16 protein-coding genes are annotated in these 18,570 nt (G+C 71.5%); 6 read left to right on the forward strand and 10 right to left on the reverse strand.

What is annotated here, in order from left to right; translation table 11 throughout:
* The first annotated feature begins 33 nt into the window (after positions 1-33).
* The 3 genes from glyA to QZ433_RS02420 all read left to right on the forward strand — a co-directional run bounded on the left by glyA (position 34) and on the right by QZ433_RS02420 (position 3,103).
* On the forward strand, positions 34-1,308 hold the full coding sequence (gene glyA / locus QZ433_RS02410; RefSeq protein WP_295779842.1) for a serine hydroxymethyltransferase: 1,275 nt from the start codon (positions 34-36) through the stop codon (positions 1,306-1,308).
* 304 nt (positions 1,309-1,612) lie between these two features.
* Entirely contained in the window at positions 1,613-2,497 is an 885-nt protein-coding gene (locus QZ433_RS02415) for a bifunctional methylenetetrahydrofolate dehydrogenase/methenyltetrahydrofolate cyclohydrolase (protein ID WP_295779843.1), read from the forward strand.
* Positions 2,498-2,623: 126 nt separating this feature from the next.
* Complete coding sequence (locus QZ433_RS02420) at positions 2,624-3,103, forward strand: cytochrome C5 (protein ID WP_295779844.1); 480 nt, start codon at positions 2,624-2,626, stop codon at positions 3,101-3,103.
* A gap of 66 nt (positions 3,104-3,169) precedes the next feature.
* Here QZ433_RS02420 and hxlA read toward each other — a convergent pair whose 3' ends face one another.
* Together hxlA and hxlB are read right to left on the reverse strand one after the other, a co-directional pair.
* Positions 3,170-3,793, reverse strand: coding sequence for a 3-hexulose-6-phosphate synthase (gene hxlA / locus QZ433_RS02425; protein ID WP_295779845.1), 624 nt, complete (start codon positions 3,791-3,793; stop codon positions 3,170-3,172).
* 28 nt (positions 3,794-3,821) lie between these two features.
* Positions 3,822-4,400, reverse strand: coding sequence for a 6-phospho-3-hexuloisomerase (gene hxlB / locus QZ433_RS02430; RefSeq protein WP_295779846.1), 579 nt, complete (start codon positions 4,398-4,400; stop codon positions 3,822-3,824).
* 100 nt (positions 4,401-4,500) lie between these two features.
* Here hxlB and QZ433_RS02435 point away from each other — a divergent pair, with 100 nt between their 5' ends.
* Positions 4,501-5,340: a LuxR C-terminal-related transcriptional regulator gene (locus QZ433_RS02435; RefSeq protein ID WP_295779847.1), complete on the forward strand. Its 840-nt coding sequence runs from the start codon at positions 4,501-4,503 to the stop codon at positions 5,338-5,340.
* A gap of 81 nt (positions 5,341-5,421) precedes the next feature.
* On the opposite strand, the gene QZ433_RS02440 is transcribed toward QZ433_RS02435, so the two are convergent.
* The 6 genes from QZ433_RS02440 to QZ433_RS02465 form a co-directional block, all read right to left on the reverse strand.
* A complete protein-coding gene (locus QZ433_RS02440) occupies positions 5,422-6,222 on the reverse strand; it encodes an aldolase/citrate lyase family protein (protein ID WP_295779848.1) in 801 nt (266 codons plus the stop codon).
* Positions 6,207-6,992: a fumarylacetoacetate hydrolase family protein gene (locus tag QZ433_RS02445; RefSeq protein ID WP_295779849.1), complete on the reverse strand. Its 786-nt coding sequence runs from the start codon at positions 6,990-6,992 to the stop codon at positions 6,207-6,209. The genes QZ433_RS02440 and QZ433_RS02445 overlap by 16 nt, the downstream gene beginning before the upstream one ends.
* A 230-nt stretch (positions 6,993-7,222) precedes the next feature.
* Positions 7,223-8,386, reverse strand: a complete 1,164-nt coding sequence (gene hpaD, locus QZ433_RS02450; protein ID WP_295779850.1) for a 3,4-dihydroxyphenylacetate 2,3-dioxygenase — start codon at positions 8,384-8,386, stop codon at positions 7,223-7,225.
* 46 nt (positions 8,387-8,432) lie between these two features.
* On the reverse strand, positions 8,433-9,953 hold the full coding sequence (gene hpaE, locus QZ433_RS02455; protein WP_295779851.1) for a 5-carboxymethyl-2-hydroxymuconate semialdehyde dehydrogenase: 1,521 nt from the start codon (positions 9,951-9,953) through the stop codon (positions 8,433-8,435).
* Positions 9,954-9,994: 41 nt separating this feature from the next.
* A complete protein-coding gene (locus tag QZ433_RS02460; protein ID WP_295779852.1) occupies positions 9,995-10,681 on the reverse strand; it encodes a GntR family transcriptional regulator in 687 nt (228 codons plus the stop codon).
* Positions 10,678-12,204 carry a fumarylacetoacetate hydrolase family protein gene (locus QZ433_RS02465; RefSeq protein ID WP_295779853.1) on the reverse strand — a complete coding sequence of 509 codons (1,527 nt, stop codon included), beginning with the start codon at positions 12,202-12,204 and terminating at the stop codon, positions 10,678-10,680. Before QZ433_RS02465 ends, QZ433_RS02460 begins: the two co-directional genes overlap by 4 nt.
* A 117-nt stretch (positions 12,205-12,321) precedes the next feature.
* Here QZ433_RS02465 and QZ433_RS02470 point away from each other — a divergent pair, with 117 nt between their 5' ends.
* On the forward strand, positions 12,322-13,704 hold the full coding sequence (locus QZ433_RS02470) for an MFS transporter (RefSeq protein ID WP_295779854.1): 1,383 nt from the start codon (positions 12,322-12,324) through the stop codon (positions 13,702-13,704).
* A gap of 195 nt (positions 13,705-13,899) precedes the next feature.
* Here QZ433_RS02470 and QZ433_RS02475 read toward each other — a convergent pair whose 3' ends face one another.
* Positions 13,900-15,558, reverse strand: a complete 1,659-nt coding sequence (locus tag QZ433_RS02475) for a thiamine pyrophosphate-binding protein (RefSeq protein WP_295779855.1) — start codon at positions 15,556-15,558, stop codon at positions 13,900-13,902.
* 236 nt (positions 15,559-15,794) lie between these two features.
* The gene (locus QZ433_RS02480) at positions 15,795-16,499 is read right to left on the reverse strand and encodes a helix-turn-helix domain-containing protein (RefSeq protein ID WP_295779856.1); all 705 of its coding nucleotides are present in this window, start codon (positions 16,497-16,499) and stop codon (positions 15,795-15,797) included.
* 96 nt (positions 16,500-16,595) lie between these two features.
* On the opposite strand from QZ433_RS02480, the gene QZ433_RS02485 reads away from it, so the two are divergent.
* Positions 16,596-18,440 carry an FAD-dependent monooxygenase gene (locus QZ433_RS02485; protein WP_295779857.1) on the forward strand — a complete coding sequence of 615 codons (1,845 nt, stop codon included), beginning with the start codon at positions 16,596-16,598 and terminating at the stop codon, positions 18,438-18,440.
* Positions 18,441-18,570: the final 130 nt, after the last annotated feature.

Raw genomic sequence — 18,570 nt, forward strand, 5'->3', positions numbered from 1 at the left:
CGCGGCATCCGGAACCATCGTCAAGGAGATCGCATGACCGATCCGTACTTCAACGCCCCCCTCTCCGAGGTCGACCCCGAGATCGCCGAGGTGCTCGAGCGCGAGCTGAACCGCCAGCGCGGGTTCCTCGAGATGATCGCGTCCGAGAACTTCGTGCCCGTCTCGGTGCTGCAGTCGCAGGGCTCGGTGCTCACCAACAAGTACGCCGAGGGGTACCCCGGTCGCCGCTACTACGGCGGGTGCGAAGAGGTCGACGTCGCCGAATCGCTCGCGATCGAGCGGGCCAAGGCCCTGTTCGGCGCGGAGTTCGCCAACGTCCAGCCGCACTCCGGCGCCTCGGCGAACGCCGCCGTGCTGCACGCGATCGCGCGCCCCGGCGACACGCTGCTCGGTCTAGCCCTCGACCAGGGCGGTCACCTCACGCACGGCATGAAGATCAACTTCTCGGGCCGCCTGTACGACATCGTCGCCTACGGCGTCGACCCCGAGACCAGCGTCATCGACATGGACGAGGTGCGCCGCCTCGCCGTCGAGCACAAGCCGAAGGTCATCATCGCCGGATGGTCGGCGTACCCCCGTCAGCTCGACTTCGCCGCCTTCCGCGCGATCGCCGACGAGGTCGGCGCGCTGCTGTGGGTCGACATGGCGCACTTCGCCGGCCTCGTCGCCGCGGGCGTGCACCCCTCGCCCATCCCGCACGCGCACGTCGTCTCGACCACCGTGCACAAGACGATCGGCGGCCCCCGCTCGGGCCTCATCCTGACCAACGACGCCGACATCGCCAAGAAGATCAACACCGCGGTCTTCCCGGGCCAGCAGGGCGGTCCGCTCATGCACGTGATCGCCGCGAAGGCGACCGCGTTCAAGCTCGCGATGACGCCCGAGTTCACGGAACGTCAGGAGCGCACCCTCCGCGGAGCGGCGATCCTCGCCGACCGCCTCACCCAGGACGACGTCAAGAACGCCGGCATCGCTGTGCGCTCGGGCGGCACCGACGTGCACCTCGTGCTCGTGGACCTGCGCGAGGCCGAGATCGACGGCAAGCAGGCCGAAGACCTCCTGCACGACATCCACATCACGGTCAATCGCAACGCGGTCCCCAACGACCCGCGTCCGCCGATGGTCACCTCGGGCCTGCGCATCGGCACCCCGGCGCTCGCGACCCGCGGCTTCGGCGACGCGGAGTTCACCGAGGTGGCCGACATCATCGCGCTCGCGCTGATCCCCGGCGCCGACGTCGAGGCCCTGCGCGCGCGCGTCGCGACGCTGGCCGACGCTTTCCCGCTGTACCCCGACCTGCAGCAGTGAGCCGCGCCGGGGCGGGGCCGCGTGTATGGCCCCGCCCCGGCATCCGGTGCTCTCCGCGTCGGGCTCGCGGCGCCGCAGTCGCGCGGTCCCGAGCGGCCGTCGCGCGGTCCCGAGCCGCAGTCGCGCGGTCCCGAGCGTCGATAAACGGTGTTCCTGTCGAGACACGGTGCCAGGCCGCGTGTCTCGACAGCATCGGCGTTTATCGGTGCGGTGATAGCGGCGCCGGCGCCCGACGCACCAGCGGCGGCCGGGACAGCGTCAGCGACACCATCATGAGAACGACAGACACGGAACGAGGGATGCCATGACGGCGACGATTCTGGACGGAAAGGCCGCCTCGGCGGCGATCAAGGCCGAGCTCACCGAGCGCGTCGCGGCGCTGCGCGAGCGCGGGATCGTGCCCGGCATCGCGACCGTGCTCGTGGGAGCGGACCCCGCCTCTCAGCTGTACGTCGGCATGAAGCACAAGCAGTCCGAGGCGATCGGGATGAACTCGATCCAGGTCGAACTGCCCGCGGAGGCCACGCAGGAGGAGGTCGAGGCCGTCATCGACCGCCTCAACGCCGACCCCGAGTGCCACGGCTACATCGTGCAGTTGCCGCTGCCGAAGCACATCGACACCGACCGCGTGCTCGAGCGCATCGATCCGGCGAAGGATGCCGACGGCCTGCACCCCACGAACCTCGGCCGTCTCGTGCTCAACGTCAACGCGCCGATCCACACGCCCCTGCCGTGCACGCCGCGCGGGGTCATCGAGCTGCTGCTGCGCAACGGCTACGACCTGAAGGGCAAGGAGGTCGTCGTCGTCGGACGGGGTGTCACCATCGGTCGCTCGATCGGGCTGCTGCTGACCCGCCGCGAGATCAACGCCACCGTCACCCTCACCCACACCGGCACCGCCGACCTCGCGAAGCACCTGCGCGATGCCGACGTGATCGTCGCCGCCGCGGGGGTCAAGCACATCGTGCGCGTGGAGGACGTCAAGCCGGGCGCCGCGGTGCTGGACGTGGGCGTGACGCGCGAGACCGACCCCGAGACCGGCAAGAGCCGCGTCTACGGGGACGTGCACCCCGACGTGGCCGAGGTCGCCGGGTTCGTCTCGCCCAACCCCGGCGGGGTCGGACCCATGACCGTGGCGCTGCTCATGACCAACGTCGTCGAGGCGGCGGAGCGGGCGGCATCCGTCTGACGCGGGGTGCGCGGCATCCCGTCGCCACCGTCGATCGGTGAACCACGACGTGCGGATCGCTGAACACACGGGATGTCCCGCGCAATGGGGGAGGCGCCCGGCCGCGGGACGTGTCAGAGTTCTTCTATGACTGAGTCCGTGCTGAACGACCTCCTCCGCCGCGTCACCGAGAGCGGCCTGCTCGAAGACGCCCAGATCGACGAAGACAGCGTCATCGGTTCCGGACACCTGGATGCCGCCGGCGTCGAGGTCGAGGTCGACCTCGACCCCGAGCTGGATGAGGACGAGGAGCCCGACCTCGACGCGCTCCTGGACAACCTGAAGGACGTCCTCTCGGTGAGCGAGGACCGCTGGCGGGCGATCGTCGAAGAGGTGGCGAGCGACATCGAGGACGCCCTCGACGACGACGAGCTCGACGCCGACGTCGACCTGCGCACCGACCTCGAGGCCATCGGCGTGGGCGTGTTCGCCGACGCGATCATCGTCGTCTTCGCGGGTCAGACCTCGTTCCCCGATGCCCTCGTGCACGTGCAGCTCACGCCCGAGCTCGAGGTCGAGGACATCGAGATCATCGGCGACGACGACGAGGACGACGACGAGGACTGATCCTCCGAGACGAGAGAGGGACCGGGCCGCAACGGCCCGGTCCCTCTCTCGTTGCGCTCCGTGCGCTCAGACGATCGCGGCGCGCAGCGCGGCGGCCGCGGCGCCCACGTCGGGGGCGCTGTAGATGGCGCTGCCCGCAACGGCGACCTGGGCGCCCGACTTCTGCACGTCGGCGATGCTCGAGACGTTGACGCCGCCGGCGACCGAGAACGGCACGCCGGCCGCTTCGCCGTCGCGCAGCAGCGTACCGAACGTGAAGCCCTCCTCGGCCTGCTCGTCCAGGCCGGCGTGCATCTCGACGAACTCGGCGCCGAGCGCCACGACCTCCTTGGCCCGGGCGGGCTTGTCCGCGACGCCGATGAGGTCGACGACCACACCCTTGCCGTGCTTCTTCGCGGCCTTGACGGCGCCGGCGATCGTGCTGTCGCCGGCCGAACCGAGCACCGTCACGAGATCCGCCCCGGCGCTGAAGGCGATATCGGCCTCGAGCTCACCGGCATCCATCGTCTTGAGATCGGCGAAGACGATCTTGTCGGGGTGCGCCTGCTTGATCGCGGTGATGGCGGACAGGCCTTCGCTCTTGATGAGGGGAGTACCGAGCTCGAGGATGTCGACGTGCGGCGCGGCCGCGGCGGCGAGGTCGAGGGCGGCTGCGGTGGACAGGGTGTCCATGGCGAACTGAAGCTTCATGCGGGTGTCCTTACTGTCTGGGGGTGGGTCATTCGAGGTTGGCGTGGCGGGGCCACAGGTCATCGGCGTCGAGACCGGAGCGCTGCCACAGGGCGTCGAACACGGCGTCGCCCACGAGGACGACGACCTGCTCGAACAGGGCTCCGGCGTACTGCGCCGAGGCCGTGGTCGAGCGGTCGAGTTTGGCCGCCGCGGGGATGACGACGAGGGCGTCGGCGGCGACGGCGAGGGGGGAGTCGGAGGCCGTCGTGATCACCGCGCTCCGCGCCCCCACCGCGGCCGCGGTCTCGGCGGCCCGGACGATCGCGGGCGTGATGCCCGACCCGCTGGCCGTGAGAAGCGCGTCGCCCGCCCGGATCGCGGGCGTCGTGGTCTCGCCGACGACGTGGACGTCGAGGCCCAGGTGCATCAGCCGCATCGCGGTCATGCGAAGGGCGGAGCCGGAGCGTCCCGCCCCGACGACGAAGACGCGATCCGCCTCGGTGAGAACGTCGAGGACGCGCTCCAGATCGTCGGGCTCGGCCACGAGGCGTTCGAGGACGGATGCCACCTCGGCGGCGATGCGGGCGAGGGATGTCTCGACGGGGGCGGCGGCGGAGGAAGGCACGGGTCCATGCTCGGCGCGACCGGCGGGCGGCGACGCCGGTCGACGGCAGAGGGGTGCCTACGCGAACGGGTAGGTGTATCCACTGGGCTAGGTTGAGGTCATGATCGAGAGTGGACCGCTGCCGTCGCCGGCCTCGCGCGCGCTCGTCATCGAGCACGAACGCGTCGTCGCCGAGCAGGCGGACCGCCACGCCGTCACGCTGGAGTCCGTGCTGGCCATCCTGCGTTCGCCCCGTCTGGACGACCGCGCGGCTCGCGCCCTTGCGATCGAGGCGGCGGCGGCCGCGTTGGTGGTGCTGCGGACCTCGACGGACCGCCAACGCAGCGCCCTGCTCGAGCCCGTCACGGGTGCTTTCGCGCGACTGCGCAGCGACCTGCGCCCGCTCGTCCGCCACGGCGACCTCGATGTGCAGTTCGTCGAGCCGCCGACCACCGGTCGCGCCCTCCCCGGGGAGGTGGCGCACGAGGCACGCGCCATCGTGCGCAGCGCCGTCCTCGCCCTGCTCGACCGTGGGGCGCCGCACCGCGTCCGCATTCAGTGGGACTGCGACGGGCTGAACCTGTTGATCGGCATCCGCGACGACGGCGAGGGGCGCCTGACCGCGCACGATGATTCGCTGCGCCCGATCGTGGAGCGCGTGAGCGCGCTCAACGGCGACTTCGAGGTCGCCTCCACCGTGGGCTGGGGATCCGAGCTGTCGGTGCGGCTCCCTCTCGATCCCCCGGCCCGCCCCGAGATGCTCGACGACGCGGTCGACCTGAGTCCCCGCGAGAGAGAGGTGCTGACGCTCGTCGTCGCGGGTCTGCGCAACCGCGCCATCGCGACCCAGCTGGGCGTCAGCGAGAACACCGCGAAGTTCCACGTGTCGAACCTGCTGCGCAAAGCCGGTGTCGCGACCCGCGCGGAACTCGTCGCGCTGGGGGCGTCGCGCGCGCCGTGAGGACCGCGCGCGCGGCGATCCACGGCCCCGCGCGCACAGCGCACGACGTGCGAGCCGTGCGTGTCTCCGGGGACGCGACCGTCAGTAGCTGTCGCGGCGGTCGCCGCGGCCGGTGACGAACCGCGCCGCCAGCGCCTCGGACGCTCGGGCCAGCAGCGCGACGTCCGCCCCGACGGCGACGAAGTCGGCGCCGGCGTCGAGATAGGCCTCGGCCACCGCCGGGTCGAAGGCGTTCACGCCGACCGGGGTCGCGGCATCCCGGCACGCGGCGAACACGGCGTGCACCGCCGCGACCACGTCGGGGTGCGTCTGTCGGCCCAGCAGGCCCATGGAGGCCGACAGGTCGGAGGGGCCGACGAACACGGCATCCACCCCCTCGACGGCCGCGATCTCGGCGGCGGCGGCGACTCCGGCGGTCGTCTCGATCTGCACCGTGAGCGACACGTGCGCGGACGCGTCGGCGAGGTAGTCGTCGACGCGGTTCCAGCGCGCGCTGCGCGCGAGCGCACTGCCGACCCCGCGGACACCCGCGGGCGGGTAGCGCGTGGCCGCGACGGCGGCGCGCGCCTCGGCGGCGGATGACACCATCGGCACGATGAGGTTCTGCGCGCCGACGTCGAGCACGCGTTTGATCGTGACGGCATCGTTCGAGGGGACGCGCACGACGGGGGTGATCGGGTAGGACGCCGCGACCTGCAGCTGCACGAGCACCTGCTCGATCGAGGTCGCGGAGTGCTCCATGTCGATCAGCAGCCAGTCCAGGCCGGAGCCGGCCGCGATCTCGGCGACGACCGGGTTGCCGGTGCACAGCCACATCCCCGCGAGCGGGCGATCGGACGCCGCGAGCGCGGCGCGGAAGGTGGGGGTCAGACGAAGCGGCACGAGATCGTTCCCATCGGTCCGTAGTCGCAGAGGACGTCGTCGCCCTGCGACACCCACATCGGGCGCGTGAACGATCCTGCCAGGATGATCTCGCCCGCCTCCAGGCGCGCGCCGTGCTGGTGGAACTTGTTGGCAAGCCACGCGACACCGGTGGCGGGATGACCGAGGACGCCGGCGGCGACGCCGGTCTCCTCGATCTCGCCGTTGCGGCTCAGCACGCCGGGCACCCACCGCAGGTCGATCTCGTCGGGGCGCTTGCGCACCTCGCCGAGCACCATCGCGCCGTACGCGGCGTTGTCGCTGATGGTGTCGACGATCGTGCGGCCCTCGAGCTCGATGTGCGAGTTCAGCACCTCGAGCGCCGGCACGGCGTAGTCGATCGCGGCGAGGGCGTCGTCGAGCGTGCAGTCGGGACCCTCGAGCGGGGTCTTCAGCACGAACGCGAGCTCGACCTCGATCCGCACGTTCGAGAACAGCGCGACCGGGATGTCGTCGCCCGAGCGGTAGACGGTGTCGTCGAACATCACGCCGTAGTCGGGCTCGGTGATCCCCGTCGCCTGCTGCATGGCCTTGGAGGTCAGTCCGATCTTGCGGCCGACGAGCGTGCGACCCGCGGCGATCTGCGTGTCGCGCCAGCGGCCCTGGATCGCGTACGAGTCCTCGACCGCGGCATCCGGGAATCTGGCCGTGATGCGCGGGATGACCGCGTGGGTGCGGTCGGCCTCGGCGAGCTCGGCCGCGATGGCGTCGATCTGTGCGTCGGTGAGCATGGGTTCCTCTCGTGGGCGGAGCATGACTCCTGCAAAAGGCGGCGGTAGGGCCGTTTGAGCGGTGAGAGAGCGCGGAATGCAGGAGTTATGCGCTCCCGGGCGGCCAGCCGCCGCGCCGGTGCGCGATCGCGCGTGCGTCGGGTGGCCTGCACAACTCCTGCACAGGCGATGCGGGGGCGCCGGAACCGGTGCAATCCGCCCTATGTGCAGGAGTTGTGCCGCTTGGCGGTCTAGAGCTGGTTGCCGAGCTTGAACTCGCCGGCGGAGGAGGCGCCGGATGCCGCGGTCTCGGGCGCGCGGGTGTAGCTGAAGCCGTCGGCGCCGATCGTCACTGCCATCTCGCTGGAGTCCTCGCGGGCGCGGACCGGCTGCGGGATGCCGTCGAGATCCAGCACGAGCGAGCCCTCGGTGTACCAGGAGGGGACGACGGGGTTGCCCCACCAGTCGCGGCGCTGGTTGTCGTGCACGTCCCACGTGATGACGGGGTTGTCGGGGTCGCCGGTGTAGTAGTCCTGCGTGTAGATCTCGACGCGGTGGCCGTCGGGGTCGCGGAGGTACAGGTAGAACGCGTTCGAGACGCCGTGGCGTCCGGGGCCGCGCTCGATGGCATCCGATCGGCGGAGGGCGCCGAGCTTGTCGCAGATGGCGAGGATGTTGTGCTTCTCGTGGGTCGCGAAGCACACGTGGTGCATGCGGGGGCCGTCGCCGCCGGTCATGGCGGTGTCGTGCACGGTGGGCTTGCGGCGCATCCACGCGGCGTAGACGGTGCCCTCTTCGTCCTGGATGTCCTCGGTCACGCGGAAGCCGAGCGACTGCATGAAGTTCACCGCGCGCGGCACGTCGGGGGTGATCTGGTTGAAGTGGTCCAAGCGCACGAGCTCGCCGGGGGAGTGCAGGTCGTAGCGCCACGACAGGCGCTCCTGGTGCTCGGTGTCGAAGAAGAACTCGTACGGGAAACCGAGGGGATCGACCACGCGGACGGAGTCGCCGATGCCCTTCGTGAAGCCGTTCGGGGCGCGACGCACGTCGCAGCCGAGCTCCTCGTAGAACGCGACGGCCTTGTCGAGGTCGTCCGACGAGCGCACGCGGTACGAGAACGCCGCGACCGCGGCCACCGGGCCCTTGCGCAGCACGAGGTTGTGGTGGATGAACTCCTCGGTCGACCGCAGGTAGATCGCCTCGTCGTCCTCTTCGGTCACGTGCAGTCCCAGCACGTCGACGTAGAAGACCCGGGATGCCGCGAGGTCGGTGACCACGAGCTCCATGTAGGCGCAGCGGAGGATGTCGGGTGCGGGCGCGGTGGGGGTGGGGATGGGGTCGTCGGAGTGGATGGGGGCCTCCTGGGTCACCCAGAACCCGGAGGAGGTCTTCTGCTCTTCGGTGTGCTTGATCATGGGTTCGCGTCCTTGCGTGTGGTCCGGTGGGCCGGGCGGGGGCGGCTCAGTGCGCCTGCGCCTTGCCGAACGTGGGGTTGTGGGCGGGGCCGAGCGTGATGTGCACGGCCTGCTGGTCGGTGTAGAAGTCGATCGAGCGGTAGCCGCCCTCGTGACCGAGGCCCGAGGCCTTCACCCCGCCGAACGGGGTGCGCAGGTCGCGGACGTTGTTCGAGTTCAGCCACACCATCCCCGCCTCGACGTTCTGCGCGAACAGGTGCGCGCGCTTCAGGTCGTTCGTCCAGACGTAGGCGGCGAGGCCGTATCGCGTGTTGTTCGCCAGAGCCAGGGCCTCCTCGTCGGTGTCGAAGGGCGTGATGGCGACGACGGGTCCGAAGATCTCCTCCTGGAAGATGCGCGCGTCGGGGGGGACGTCGGCGAACACCGTGGGCCGCACGAAGTTGCCCTCGGGGAACTCCTCGGGCCGGCCGCCGCCGGCGACGAGACGGCCCTCGGTCTTGCCGAGCTCGACGTACGACATGACCTTCGCGTAGTGCTCGGGGTGCACGAGCGCGCCGACCTCGGTCGCGGGGTCGTCGGGGAAGCCGACCCTCACGCGGTCGGCCTGGGCGGCGTAGCGGGCGACGAAGTCGTCGTAGACGGAGCGCTCGACGAGGATGCGGCTGCCCGCGGTGCAGCGCTCGCCGTTGAGCGAGAACACCCCGAAGATGGTCGCGTCGATCGCGGCGTCGAGGTCGGCATCCGCGAAGACGATCGCGGGGCTCTTGCCGCCGAGCTCCATCGACAGCCCCTTCAGGAACGGCGCGGCGTTCGCGAAGATCAGCGACCCGGTGCGGCTCTCGCCGGTGAACGAGATGAGCGGCACGTCGGGGTGCTTCACGAGCGCGTCGCCAGCGTCTTCCCCGAGGCCGTTGACGAGGTTGAACACGCCCTCGGGCAATCCGGCCTCCTCGAAGATGCCGGCCCACAGGGATGCCGACAGAGGGGTGAACTCCGCGGGCTTGAGCACGACGGTGTTCCCGGTCGCGAGCGCGGGGCCGAGCTTCCACGACTCGAGCATGAACGGGGTGTTCCACGGCGTGATGAGGCCGGCGACGCCGATCGGCTTGCGGTTGACGTAGTTGAGCTGGCGCCCCGGAACCTTGAAGGCGTCGTCGGTCTGGGCGACGATCAGGTCGGCGAAGAAGCGGAAGTTCTCGGCCGCGCGGCGGGCCTGGCCCAGCGCCTGCGTGATCGGCAGGCCCGAGTCGAACGACTCCAGCTCGGCGAGACGCTCGTCGCGCGACTCGACGAGGTCGGCGATGCGGTGCAGCACGCGCGAGCGCTCGCGGGGGAGCATGCGCGGCCACGGTCCCTCGGTGAACGCCGTGCGCGCGGCGGCGACGGCGAGGTCGATGTCGGCCTTCTTGCCGGCGGCGGCCGCGACGTACGTCTCGTTGGTGACCGGGTCGAGCACGTCGAAGGTGTCGCCGTCTACCGAGTCGACGAACCGGCCGCCGATGTAGTGCTGGATGCGGGTGGGCAGGTCGGCCGGAATGCGCCGGGAGGAGGTGAGCGGGGTGGTCATGGGAACTCCTTCGTTCGAGGACGGGGATGCCGGGGCCGGGATCAGGATGCGGGCAGGCCGAGCACCTCGTGCGGGTGCTCGTGGATGAGGTAGGCGTCGAGGGTCGCCGAGCGGTGACGCCGCGAGGCCTGTTCGATGTCCGAGAGCGGGGCGCCGCTCTCGATGAGGACGAGGATGCTCTCGTGCTCGCGCACCGACTCGGCGGCGCGGCCCGGGACGAAACTGAACGTCGAGTCGCGCAGGTGCCCGAGGCGAGCCCATTCCGCCTGCACGAGCTCGAGCAGGCGGGGGTTGGCGCACCGGGCGAACAGGATCGCGTGGAACTCCTGGTTCAACGCGGTGAACGCGCGCGGGTCGAAGTGCTCGAGGGTCTCGACCATGAGCGCGTTCACCTCGCGCGCGCGGCGCACGTCGTCGGCGGTCAGGGCGCGCGCCGACAGGGCGGTCGCCGCGCCCTCGAGCAGGCTGAGGGCCTGCATGCTGAAGCGGTAGGCGGTGTCGTCGACCATCGAGACGCGCGCGCCGACGTTGCGCTCGAACGTCACGAGGCCCTCGGCTTCGAGCTGGCGGATCGCCTCGCGCACGGGCACGACGCTCATGTCGAGCTCTCGCGCGATCGAGCCGAGCACGAGCCGGTAGCCGGGGGTGAACTCCTGCGCGGCGATGCGCTGCTTGATCCAGTGGTACGCCTGCTGCGACTTGCTGGGGCTCTGCGCCGGAGTGGTCATCGCTTCCCCGTCTCGCTCTCGAACCGGGCGCGCCATTCCGCGTTCATCGGGAACAGTCCCTCGACGGGATGACCGGATGCCACCTGCCCGGCGATCCAGGCATCCTCTTCCTCCTGCGCGAGGGCGGCGTCGACCACCTCTTCGGCGATCGCGGGCGGGACGACGATCACGCCGTCGCCGTCGCCGACGAGGATGTCGCCGGGCTCGACCGTGGTGCCGCCGCAGCCCACGGCGACGTCGGTCTCCCAGGGTACGTGGCGTCGCCCGAGGACGGCCGGGTGCGGGCCGGCGGTGAAGACGGGGATGCCGACGGCGGCGACGGCCGCGGCGTCGCGCACCCCGCCGTCGGTGACGATGGCCGCCGCTCCCCGCGCGTGCGCGCGGATGGCGAGGATGTCGCCGAGGGTGCCGGAGCCGGTCTCGCCGCGCGCCTCGATGACGATGACCTCTCCCGCGCCGACCGCGTCGAAGGCGCGCTTCTGGGCGTTCTGCCCGCCGCCGTGCGCGGCGAACAGGTCTTCGCGGTGGGGGACGAAGCGCAGGGTGCGCGCGGTGCCGACGAAGCGGCTGCCGGGGGTGAGCGCGTGCACGCCGTCGATCGTCACGTCGTTCAGACCGCGCTTGCGCAGCTGTCCGCTGAGGGCGGCGACGGGGACGCGCTCGAGCTTCGCGCGCAGGGCGGGGGAGAGCGAGGGGGCATCCGACACCGGATCCGCGGATGCCGCGGTGCCGCCGGCCGTCGCCGGTGCCGTCGACGTCGCCGTTGCGGCGGCCGCCGCCTCGGCGGAGCCCCACGCCTCGGTGCGCTGGGTGTCGTCCACCGCGGGGAGGGAGCCGATCGCGGCGTCGAACGAGCGCTCGCCCTCGACCACCGTGGTGCGCAGGCGTCCGGTCGAGAGGTCGCCGGCATCCACCTGCACCTCGACGACCTGACCGGGCGCGACGACCGAGGAGCCCGCGGGCGTCCCCGTGAGGATGACGTCTCCGGTCTCGAGGGTGAAGTGCTGCGACAGATCGGCGACGATCTGGGCGAGCGAGAAGAGGAGCCCGGCCGTGGTGTCGTCCTGCACGAGCGCGCCGTCGACCCACGTGCGCAGGCGCAGCGCGGTCGGATCGGCCTCGCGGGCGTCGATCAAGGCGGGGCCGAGGGGGGTGTAGCCGTCGCCGCCCTTCGAGCGCACGTTGGAGCCCTTGTCGTTCGCGCGCAGATCGTAGAGACCGAAGTCGTTCGCGGCGGTGACGGATGCCACGTGCGACCACGCGGCATCCGGGGTCACCCATCGCGCGGGCTCGCCGATGACGAGGGCGATCTCGCCCTCGAACGCGAGGAGTTCGGTCCCGGCGGGGCGCACGATCTCGGCGCCCGAGGGGGCGAGGGAGCTCGACGGCTTGAAGAAGTACGAGGGGGCGGCGGGTCGACGGCCGCGCTGGTCCGCGCGCGAGGCGTAGGCGAGATGGACGGCCACGATCTTGCCCGGGCGGTCGCCGAGGGCGGCGAACCGGGGGTCGCTGGTGTCGGTCATGGATGCTCCCTTGCGTCGTATCTCAAATCGTATACGATGACGAACGCCCCAGCAATACATGCTTCGTCACCGACGACGACGTCCGGGGCGCGACGATGACGTCTCGAAGGAGCCCCCATGTCCCGTTCCCATCCGTCGGGTTTCACGCCCACCGGCACCATCTCGACCTCCGGCGACCGGCGCCGCGTGGTCTTCGCCACCGTCGTCGGCACCACCGTGGAGTGGTACGACTTCTTCCTCTACGCCTCGGCCGCCGGCCTCGTGTTCGGACAGCTCTTCTTCGCTCCGGCCGGACCCGGGATCGCACAGATCCTGTCGTTCCTCACGGTCGGACTGAGCTTCCTGTTCCGCCCGCTCGGCGCCCTCCTCGCCGGGCACCTCGGCGACAAGTACGGCCGCCGCGTCGTGCTGATGATCACCCTGATCCTCATGGGCGCCTCCACCACCCTCATCGGCGTCCTGCCGACGTACGAGGCGATCGGGGTCGCGGCCCCCGTGCTGCTGATCCTGCTGCGCGTGCTGCAGGGCATCTCGGCCGGCGGGGAGTGGGGTGGTGCGGTGCTCATGGCCGTCGAGCACGCCCCCAAGGCCAAGCGCAGCCTCTTCGGCGCGTCGCCGCAGCTGGGCGTTCCCCTCGGCCTCCTGCTGGCGAGCGGCATGCTCGCGCTCATGGCGCTGATCGCCCCCGGCGACGCCTTCCTCGCGTGGGGCTGGCGCGTGCCGTTCCTGCTGTCGTTCGTGCTGATCCTGATCGGCTTCTACGTGCGCCGCAAGGTCGAGGAGAGCCCGGTCTTCGTCGAGCTCGCCGAGCGCAAGGAGAAGACCCGGATGCCGATCGTGCAGCTGTTCCGCACGCACGCTCTGCTCGTGCTGATCGCGGCCCTCGTCTTCGCCGGCAACAACGCCGTCGGGTACATGACCACGGGCGGGTACATCCAGCGCTACGCGACCAATCCCGACGGTCCGGTGGGGCTGGCGACCGCCGACGTGCTCGGCGCGGTGACGATCTCGGCGGTGTCGTGGCTCGTCTTCACCTGGGTGGGCGGATGGATCGGCGACGTCATCGGCCGCCGCACCACCTATCTCGTCGGCTGGGCGGCGCTGCTGGTGGGCGTCTTCCTGCTGTTCCCGCTCGTGAACACCGCGAACATCGCCCTGCTCACCCTCGGTCTCGTCGTACTCACCGTCGGCCTGGGCCTCACCTACGGACCCCAGGCGGCGCTGTACGCCGAACTCTTCCCGGCATCCATCCGCTTCTCGGGGGTGTCGATCTCGTACGCGCTCGGCGCGATCCTGGGCGGGGCGTTCGCGCCGACCATCGCCGAGGCGCTGGTCAAGCAGACCGGATCGACGATGTCGGTGACGTGGTACCTCGCGGGCATGGTCGTGCTCGGCGCGATCGCCACGCTGCTGCTGCGCGACCGCAGCGGCATCCCCCTCGGTCCGGATCACGAGGCCGAGCAGGCGGTCAGCCCGGTGCGCGGGCTGTCGAAGGCCTGAGTCGCACCCCTCACGGCCCCGTCGCGCTCCGGTGCGGCGGGGTCGTGATGCGTGCCGGCTTACGGAGCCCGGGGTCGACGGCGCGGAGACGACGGCCATGCCGGATTCTGGGGCAGAGCGTGCTCCGCCGCCATCCGCGCGCGCAAAGACGTGGATCGCGCCGATTTCTCCGGAGCCCGGCACGCCCGCCGCGCGTCAGCGCGCCGCGATCTCCTCCCAGAACGGGGCGACGATCGCGGCGCTCACGCGCAGGTCGAGCAGCAGGAACCCCCGGTCCTCGGGTCCGCGGGCGACCCAGGATGCCAGGGCGTCGAGGTCGTCGACCGTCTCGACGACCACGCCTTCGGCGCCGAACCCCCGAGCGACGGCCGCGAAATCGACCTGGGGGATGAGCATCGGGTCGGGGTGAAGGCCCTTGATGCCGTAGTTCAGGACCTCGGCGCCGTACTGCGCGTCGTTCCACACCACGGCGATGCCGCGGCCACCGGCGACGCGGATCGCCGTCTCGAGGTCGGCGAGGGCCATCAGGCCTCCGCCGTCGCCCGTGCTGAGCACGATCGCGGAGTCGGGGCGGGCGACCGCGGCGCCAGGGACGCTCGGGAAGCCCAGACCGATCGACTGGTACGCGGTGCCGACCATGAGCATGCGGTCGGGGGACTCGACCGGCCAGTACATGTTCGACCAGCCCATGAAGTGGCCGCCGTCGTGCACGACCACGCGGTCCTCGGGCAGCAGCTCGGCGAGGCGCGCCGCCGCCGTGCGGGGGTCGAGGCGGCCGTCGGGGCCCACCTGGCGACCCGCGGGCTGGCGCCGGGCGGCCTCGAGGTCGAGACCCGCTCCCCAGGTGGACGGCGACGACCCGCGCCCGCGGAGGCGTCGGGCGATCTCGCGGGCGACGTCGTCGGCGTCGCCCCGGACGAAGCCTCCGACGTGCGGGTGGGTCGCGGTCGGCGCGAGGTCGACCTGGAACACCCGCGCCCCCGGGGCGAAGAGCTCGCCGAAGCGCATCGTGAACTGGTTGAGCCCTGCACCGAAGACGACCGCGACGTCGGCGTCGTGCACGAGCTGCATCGCTCCCGGCGCTCCGAACCCGCCGGCGACGCCGAGGTCGCGCGTCGGGTCGGAGAAGAGTCCGCGTCCCAGGGCGCTGGTGGTCGTGAGGGCGCCGGCGAGGGCGGCGATCTCGTCGAGGGTCGCTCCCGCGTCGGCGAGCCACGCGCCGCGGCCCCCGAGCAGGACCGGACGCTCGGCTGCGGCGAGGGCGTCGACGATCTGATCGATCACCCCGTCGGCGTAGGCGTCGAGCGGAGGGTGCTCCGGCGTCACCCGGGGCTCCGCGCCCGGGGCCGCGGCATCCGGGATCTCTCCTGCGTCGCGGGTGGCGACGTCGTAGGGGATGCCGATGACGACCGGGAGTCGATAGGTGAGGGCGTGCTCGATCGCGATGACGATGGTCGCGGCGGCGTCGCGGTGTCCGACCGTGTACGTGCGGGCGCCGACGGCCGCGGCGAGGGCGATCTGATCGACGCCCCACGGGCGCGGGCCCGAGGTGGGCTCGTCGCCGACGATCAGCACGAGCGGCGTGCGCGCCTGCACCGCCTCGGCGAGAGCCGTGAGCGTGTTCGTGAACCCGGCGCCGTAGGTCGCGGTCGCGGCGGCGATGCGCCCGCACGCGCGGTAGTGCGCGTCGGCGGCGACCACACCGGCGGCCTCGTGGCGCACGGCGACGAATCCCGCGGGGGTGTCTCGGCCGAGGGCGTCGAGGAAGTAGGCGTTGCCGTTGCCCATGACGCCGAAGACGGTGTCGAGGTGGCGGGCGAGGGTGTGGGCGACGTGCGCGGAGACGGTGGGCATGACGAAGAGACCTTTCGAGACGGAGACGGAGGAATGCCGTATGTGTCTCGCGGGAAGCCGCTACGTGCCCTTTTTTCGAGCAGCGACGCACGACCGCGTGCGCCTGACGGGATCGAGTATAGGGGTCGTGCCGTCCGGCGCGCGACGCATTCTGCACCAGGTGAGGCGTTCAAGCCGTGCACGAAGTGCCCTCGGGGTCCCTCGTGTTTCGCGGAATGCCCGGTGTCGTCCGCGTTCTACAGCGCCCCGCGGATCGCCTCGGCGGCCGCGGTCAGTCGCGCCGCGATCGCGGCGTCGTCGAGGGCGGTGGCCACGTGCACGGCGGCGACCGCGGCGGGCTCGCGGCCCTGCACCGGCAGCGGCACGGCGACCGCGCGCAGCGAGGGGACCACCTCGTCGTGGCTGGTCGCCCACCCGCGTTCGGCGGCCTCGGCCACCTCGGCCGCGAGGCGGGCGTCGATGGCGTCGGGCCACCGGCGCGGGGGCAGCTGCGCCAGGATCGCCCGTCCGGGCGCCCCTCGGGTGACCGGATGCCGTGCCCCCGGCCGCTGCGCCACGGCGGTGACGGCGTGCCGAGGCTCGACGCTGGTGAGGGTCACGCATTCGTCGTGGTCGAGGACGACGAGGAAGCAGGTCATGCCCAACTCGTTCGCCGCGGCGGTGAGTTCGGGCAGGGCCTCGGCCTGCAGGTCGGCGGCCACTCCCGCGGCCAGTGCGGCGAGTCCCGTACCCAGGCGCACGGCGCCCGCGGCATCCCTCGTCACCAGTCCGTGGTCTTCGAGCGTGCGCAGCAGGCGATAGGCGACCGAGCGGTGCAGTTCGACGCGGGCCGCGAGGTCGTCGATCGAGAGCGGCGAGCGGGCATCGGCGAGCTCTTCGAGGAGGCGGATGCCGCGACTGAGGGTCTGCGAGGCCGGGGCGGCGTCTTGCCGTGACGACATGGGTCGGCTAGCCTCTCGTTCGATAGCTGAACGTTGCGTTCGAATATAGAACAGCGAGCACGGCGGCGCAACCCGACATCGACGTCAGGAGAAACGATGCAGTTCCACCACCACGGCTACGTCTCGGGCGACCCGCGCGTGCAGAACGCCGCGGGCACGGGTCTCGATCGGCCCGCCGAACTGCCCGACGAGGTCGACGTGCTCATCGTCGGCTCGGGGCCCGCCGGCATGCTGCTCGCCGCGCAGATGTCGCAGTTCCCTCAGCTGACGACGCGCCTCATCGAGAAGCGCGACGGGCGGCTCGCTCTCGGCCAGGCCGATGGCATCCAGCCCCGCAGCGTCGAGACGTTCCAGGCGTTCGGCTTCGCCGACCGCATCACCGCGGAGGCGTACAACATCGGGTGGATGAATTTCTGGGCGCCGGATCCGGAGAACCCCGACCGGATCGTGCGCACCACCCGCACGGAGGACTACGGCCTCAAGATCAGCGAGTTCCCGCACCTCATCGTCAACCAGGCGCGGGTGCTCGACTACTTCGCCGAGGCCGCCGCGAACGGACCGGCGCGGGTGCGCCCCGACTACGGGGCGGAGTTTCTCGGTCTTCAGGTGCGCGCCGACCACGTCGAGGTGCGCGTGCGCACGGACGAGGGGGAGCGCACCATCCGCGCAAAGTACGTCGCGGGATGCGACGGGGCGCGCAGCGGCGTGCGTCAGGCGATCGGCCGCACGCACGTCGGAGCCGCCGCCCGCCACGCCTGGGGCGTGATGGACGTGCTCGTCGAGACCGACTTCCCCGACTGGCGCATCAAGTGCGCCATCAACGCGGCGGCGGGCAACATCCTGCACATCCCGCGCGAGGGCGGCTACCTCAGCCGTATGTACATCGACCTCGGCGAGGTGGCCGCCGACGACGACCACCGGGTCCGGCAGACGCCGATCGACGAGGTCATCCGCCGGGCGAACGAGATCCTGCACCCCTACTCGATCGACGTGAAGCAGGTCGCCTGGCACAGCGTGTACGAGGTCGGCCACCGGGTGACCGACCAGTTCGTGGACGACCTCGAGAATCCCCGCGTCTTCCTCACGGGCGACGCGTGCCACACCCACAGCGCGAAAGCCGGCCAGGGCATGAACGTCTCGATGCAGGACGGCTTCAACCTCGGCTGGAAGCTCGGGCACGTGCTCACCGGCCTCGCCCCCGCCGAGCTGCTGCGCACCTACGACGCCGAGCGGCGCCCGGTCGCGCAGCAGCTCATCGACTTCGACCGTGAGTGGTCGTCGCTCATGGCGCGCAAGCCCGGCGAGATCACCGACCCCGACGAACTCGCCACCTACTACCTCGCCACCGCCGAGTTCCCCTCCGGCTTCGGCACGCACTACGCCTCGTCCGCGATCGTCGCGGCGGACGCGGCGGCGGAGCTGGCATCCGGATTCCCCGTCGGCAAGCGCTTCCACAGCGTCGAGGTCGTGCGGGTGTGCGACGGCAATCCCGTGCACCTGGGCCACCACGCTCGCGCGGACGGTCGATGGAGGATCTACGCTTTTGCGGATGCCGACGGGTCGGCGCTGCGCGACTGGGCGTCGGAGGCGCGAGGGATCGTCGAGCGCTTCACCCCCGCCGGGGCCGACCTCGACGCGGTGTTCGACGTGAAGGCGATCTACCCGGGGCGCTGGGAGGAGGTCGTCGACGTGCCGTCGCTGTTCCGCCCGCGCTCGGGGCCGCTCGGCCTGACCGACCTCGAGAAGGTGTTCGCCGCCGCCCCCTCGGCGTGGACGAGCAGCGACATCTTCGCCGAGCGCGGCATCGGGACGCAGGGGGCGGTGGTGCTCGTGCGTCCGGATCAGTACGTGGCGCACGTGCTGCCCCTGACCGATCCGGCCGCCCTGGAGCGCTTCCTTGCCGGGGTGGTGCTGGCGCCACCGGCCCTCGCCGCACGCTGAGGCCGCGGCATCCGCCCTCCCTCGGTGCGCATAAACGCGATCCGCGACGAGAAACGCGCGCACACCGCGTTTCTGCGCACGGATGGCGTTTATCGGCGGGATGCCAGGGCGGGGCCCCACGGCGGCGGGC

Origin of the sequence: uncultured Microbacterium sp., assembly GCF_913776565.1 — a bacterium.
In the GTDB taxonomy this organism is placed as follows: Bacteria; Actinomycetota; Actinomycetes; order Actinomycetales; family Microbacteriaceae; genus Microbacterium.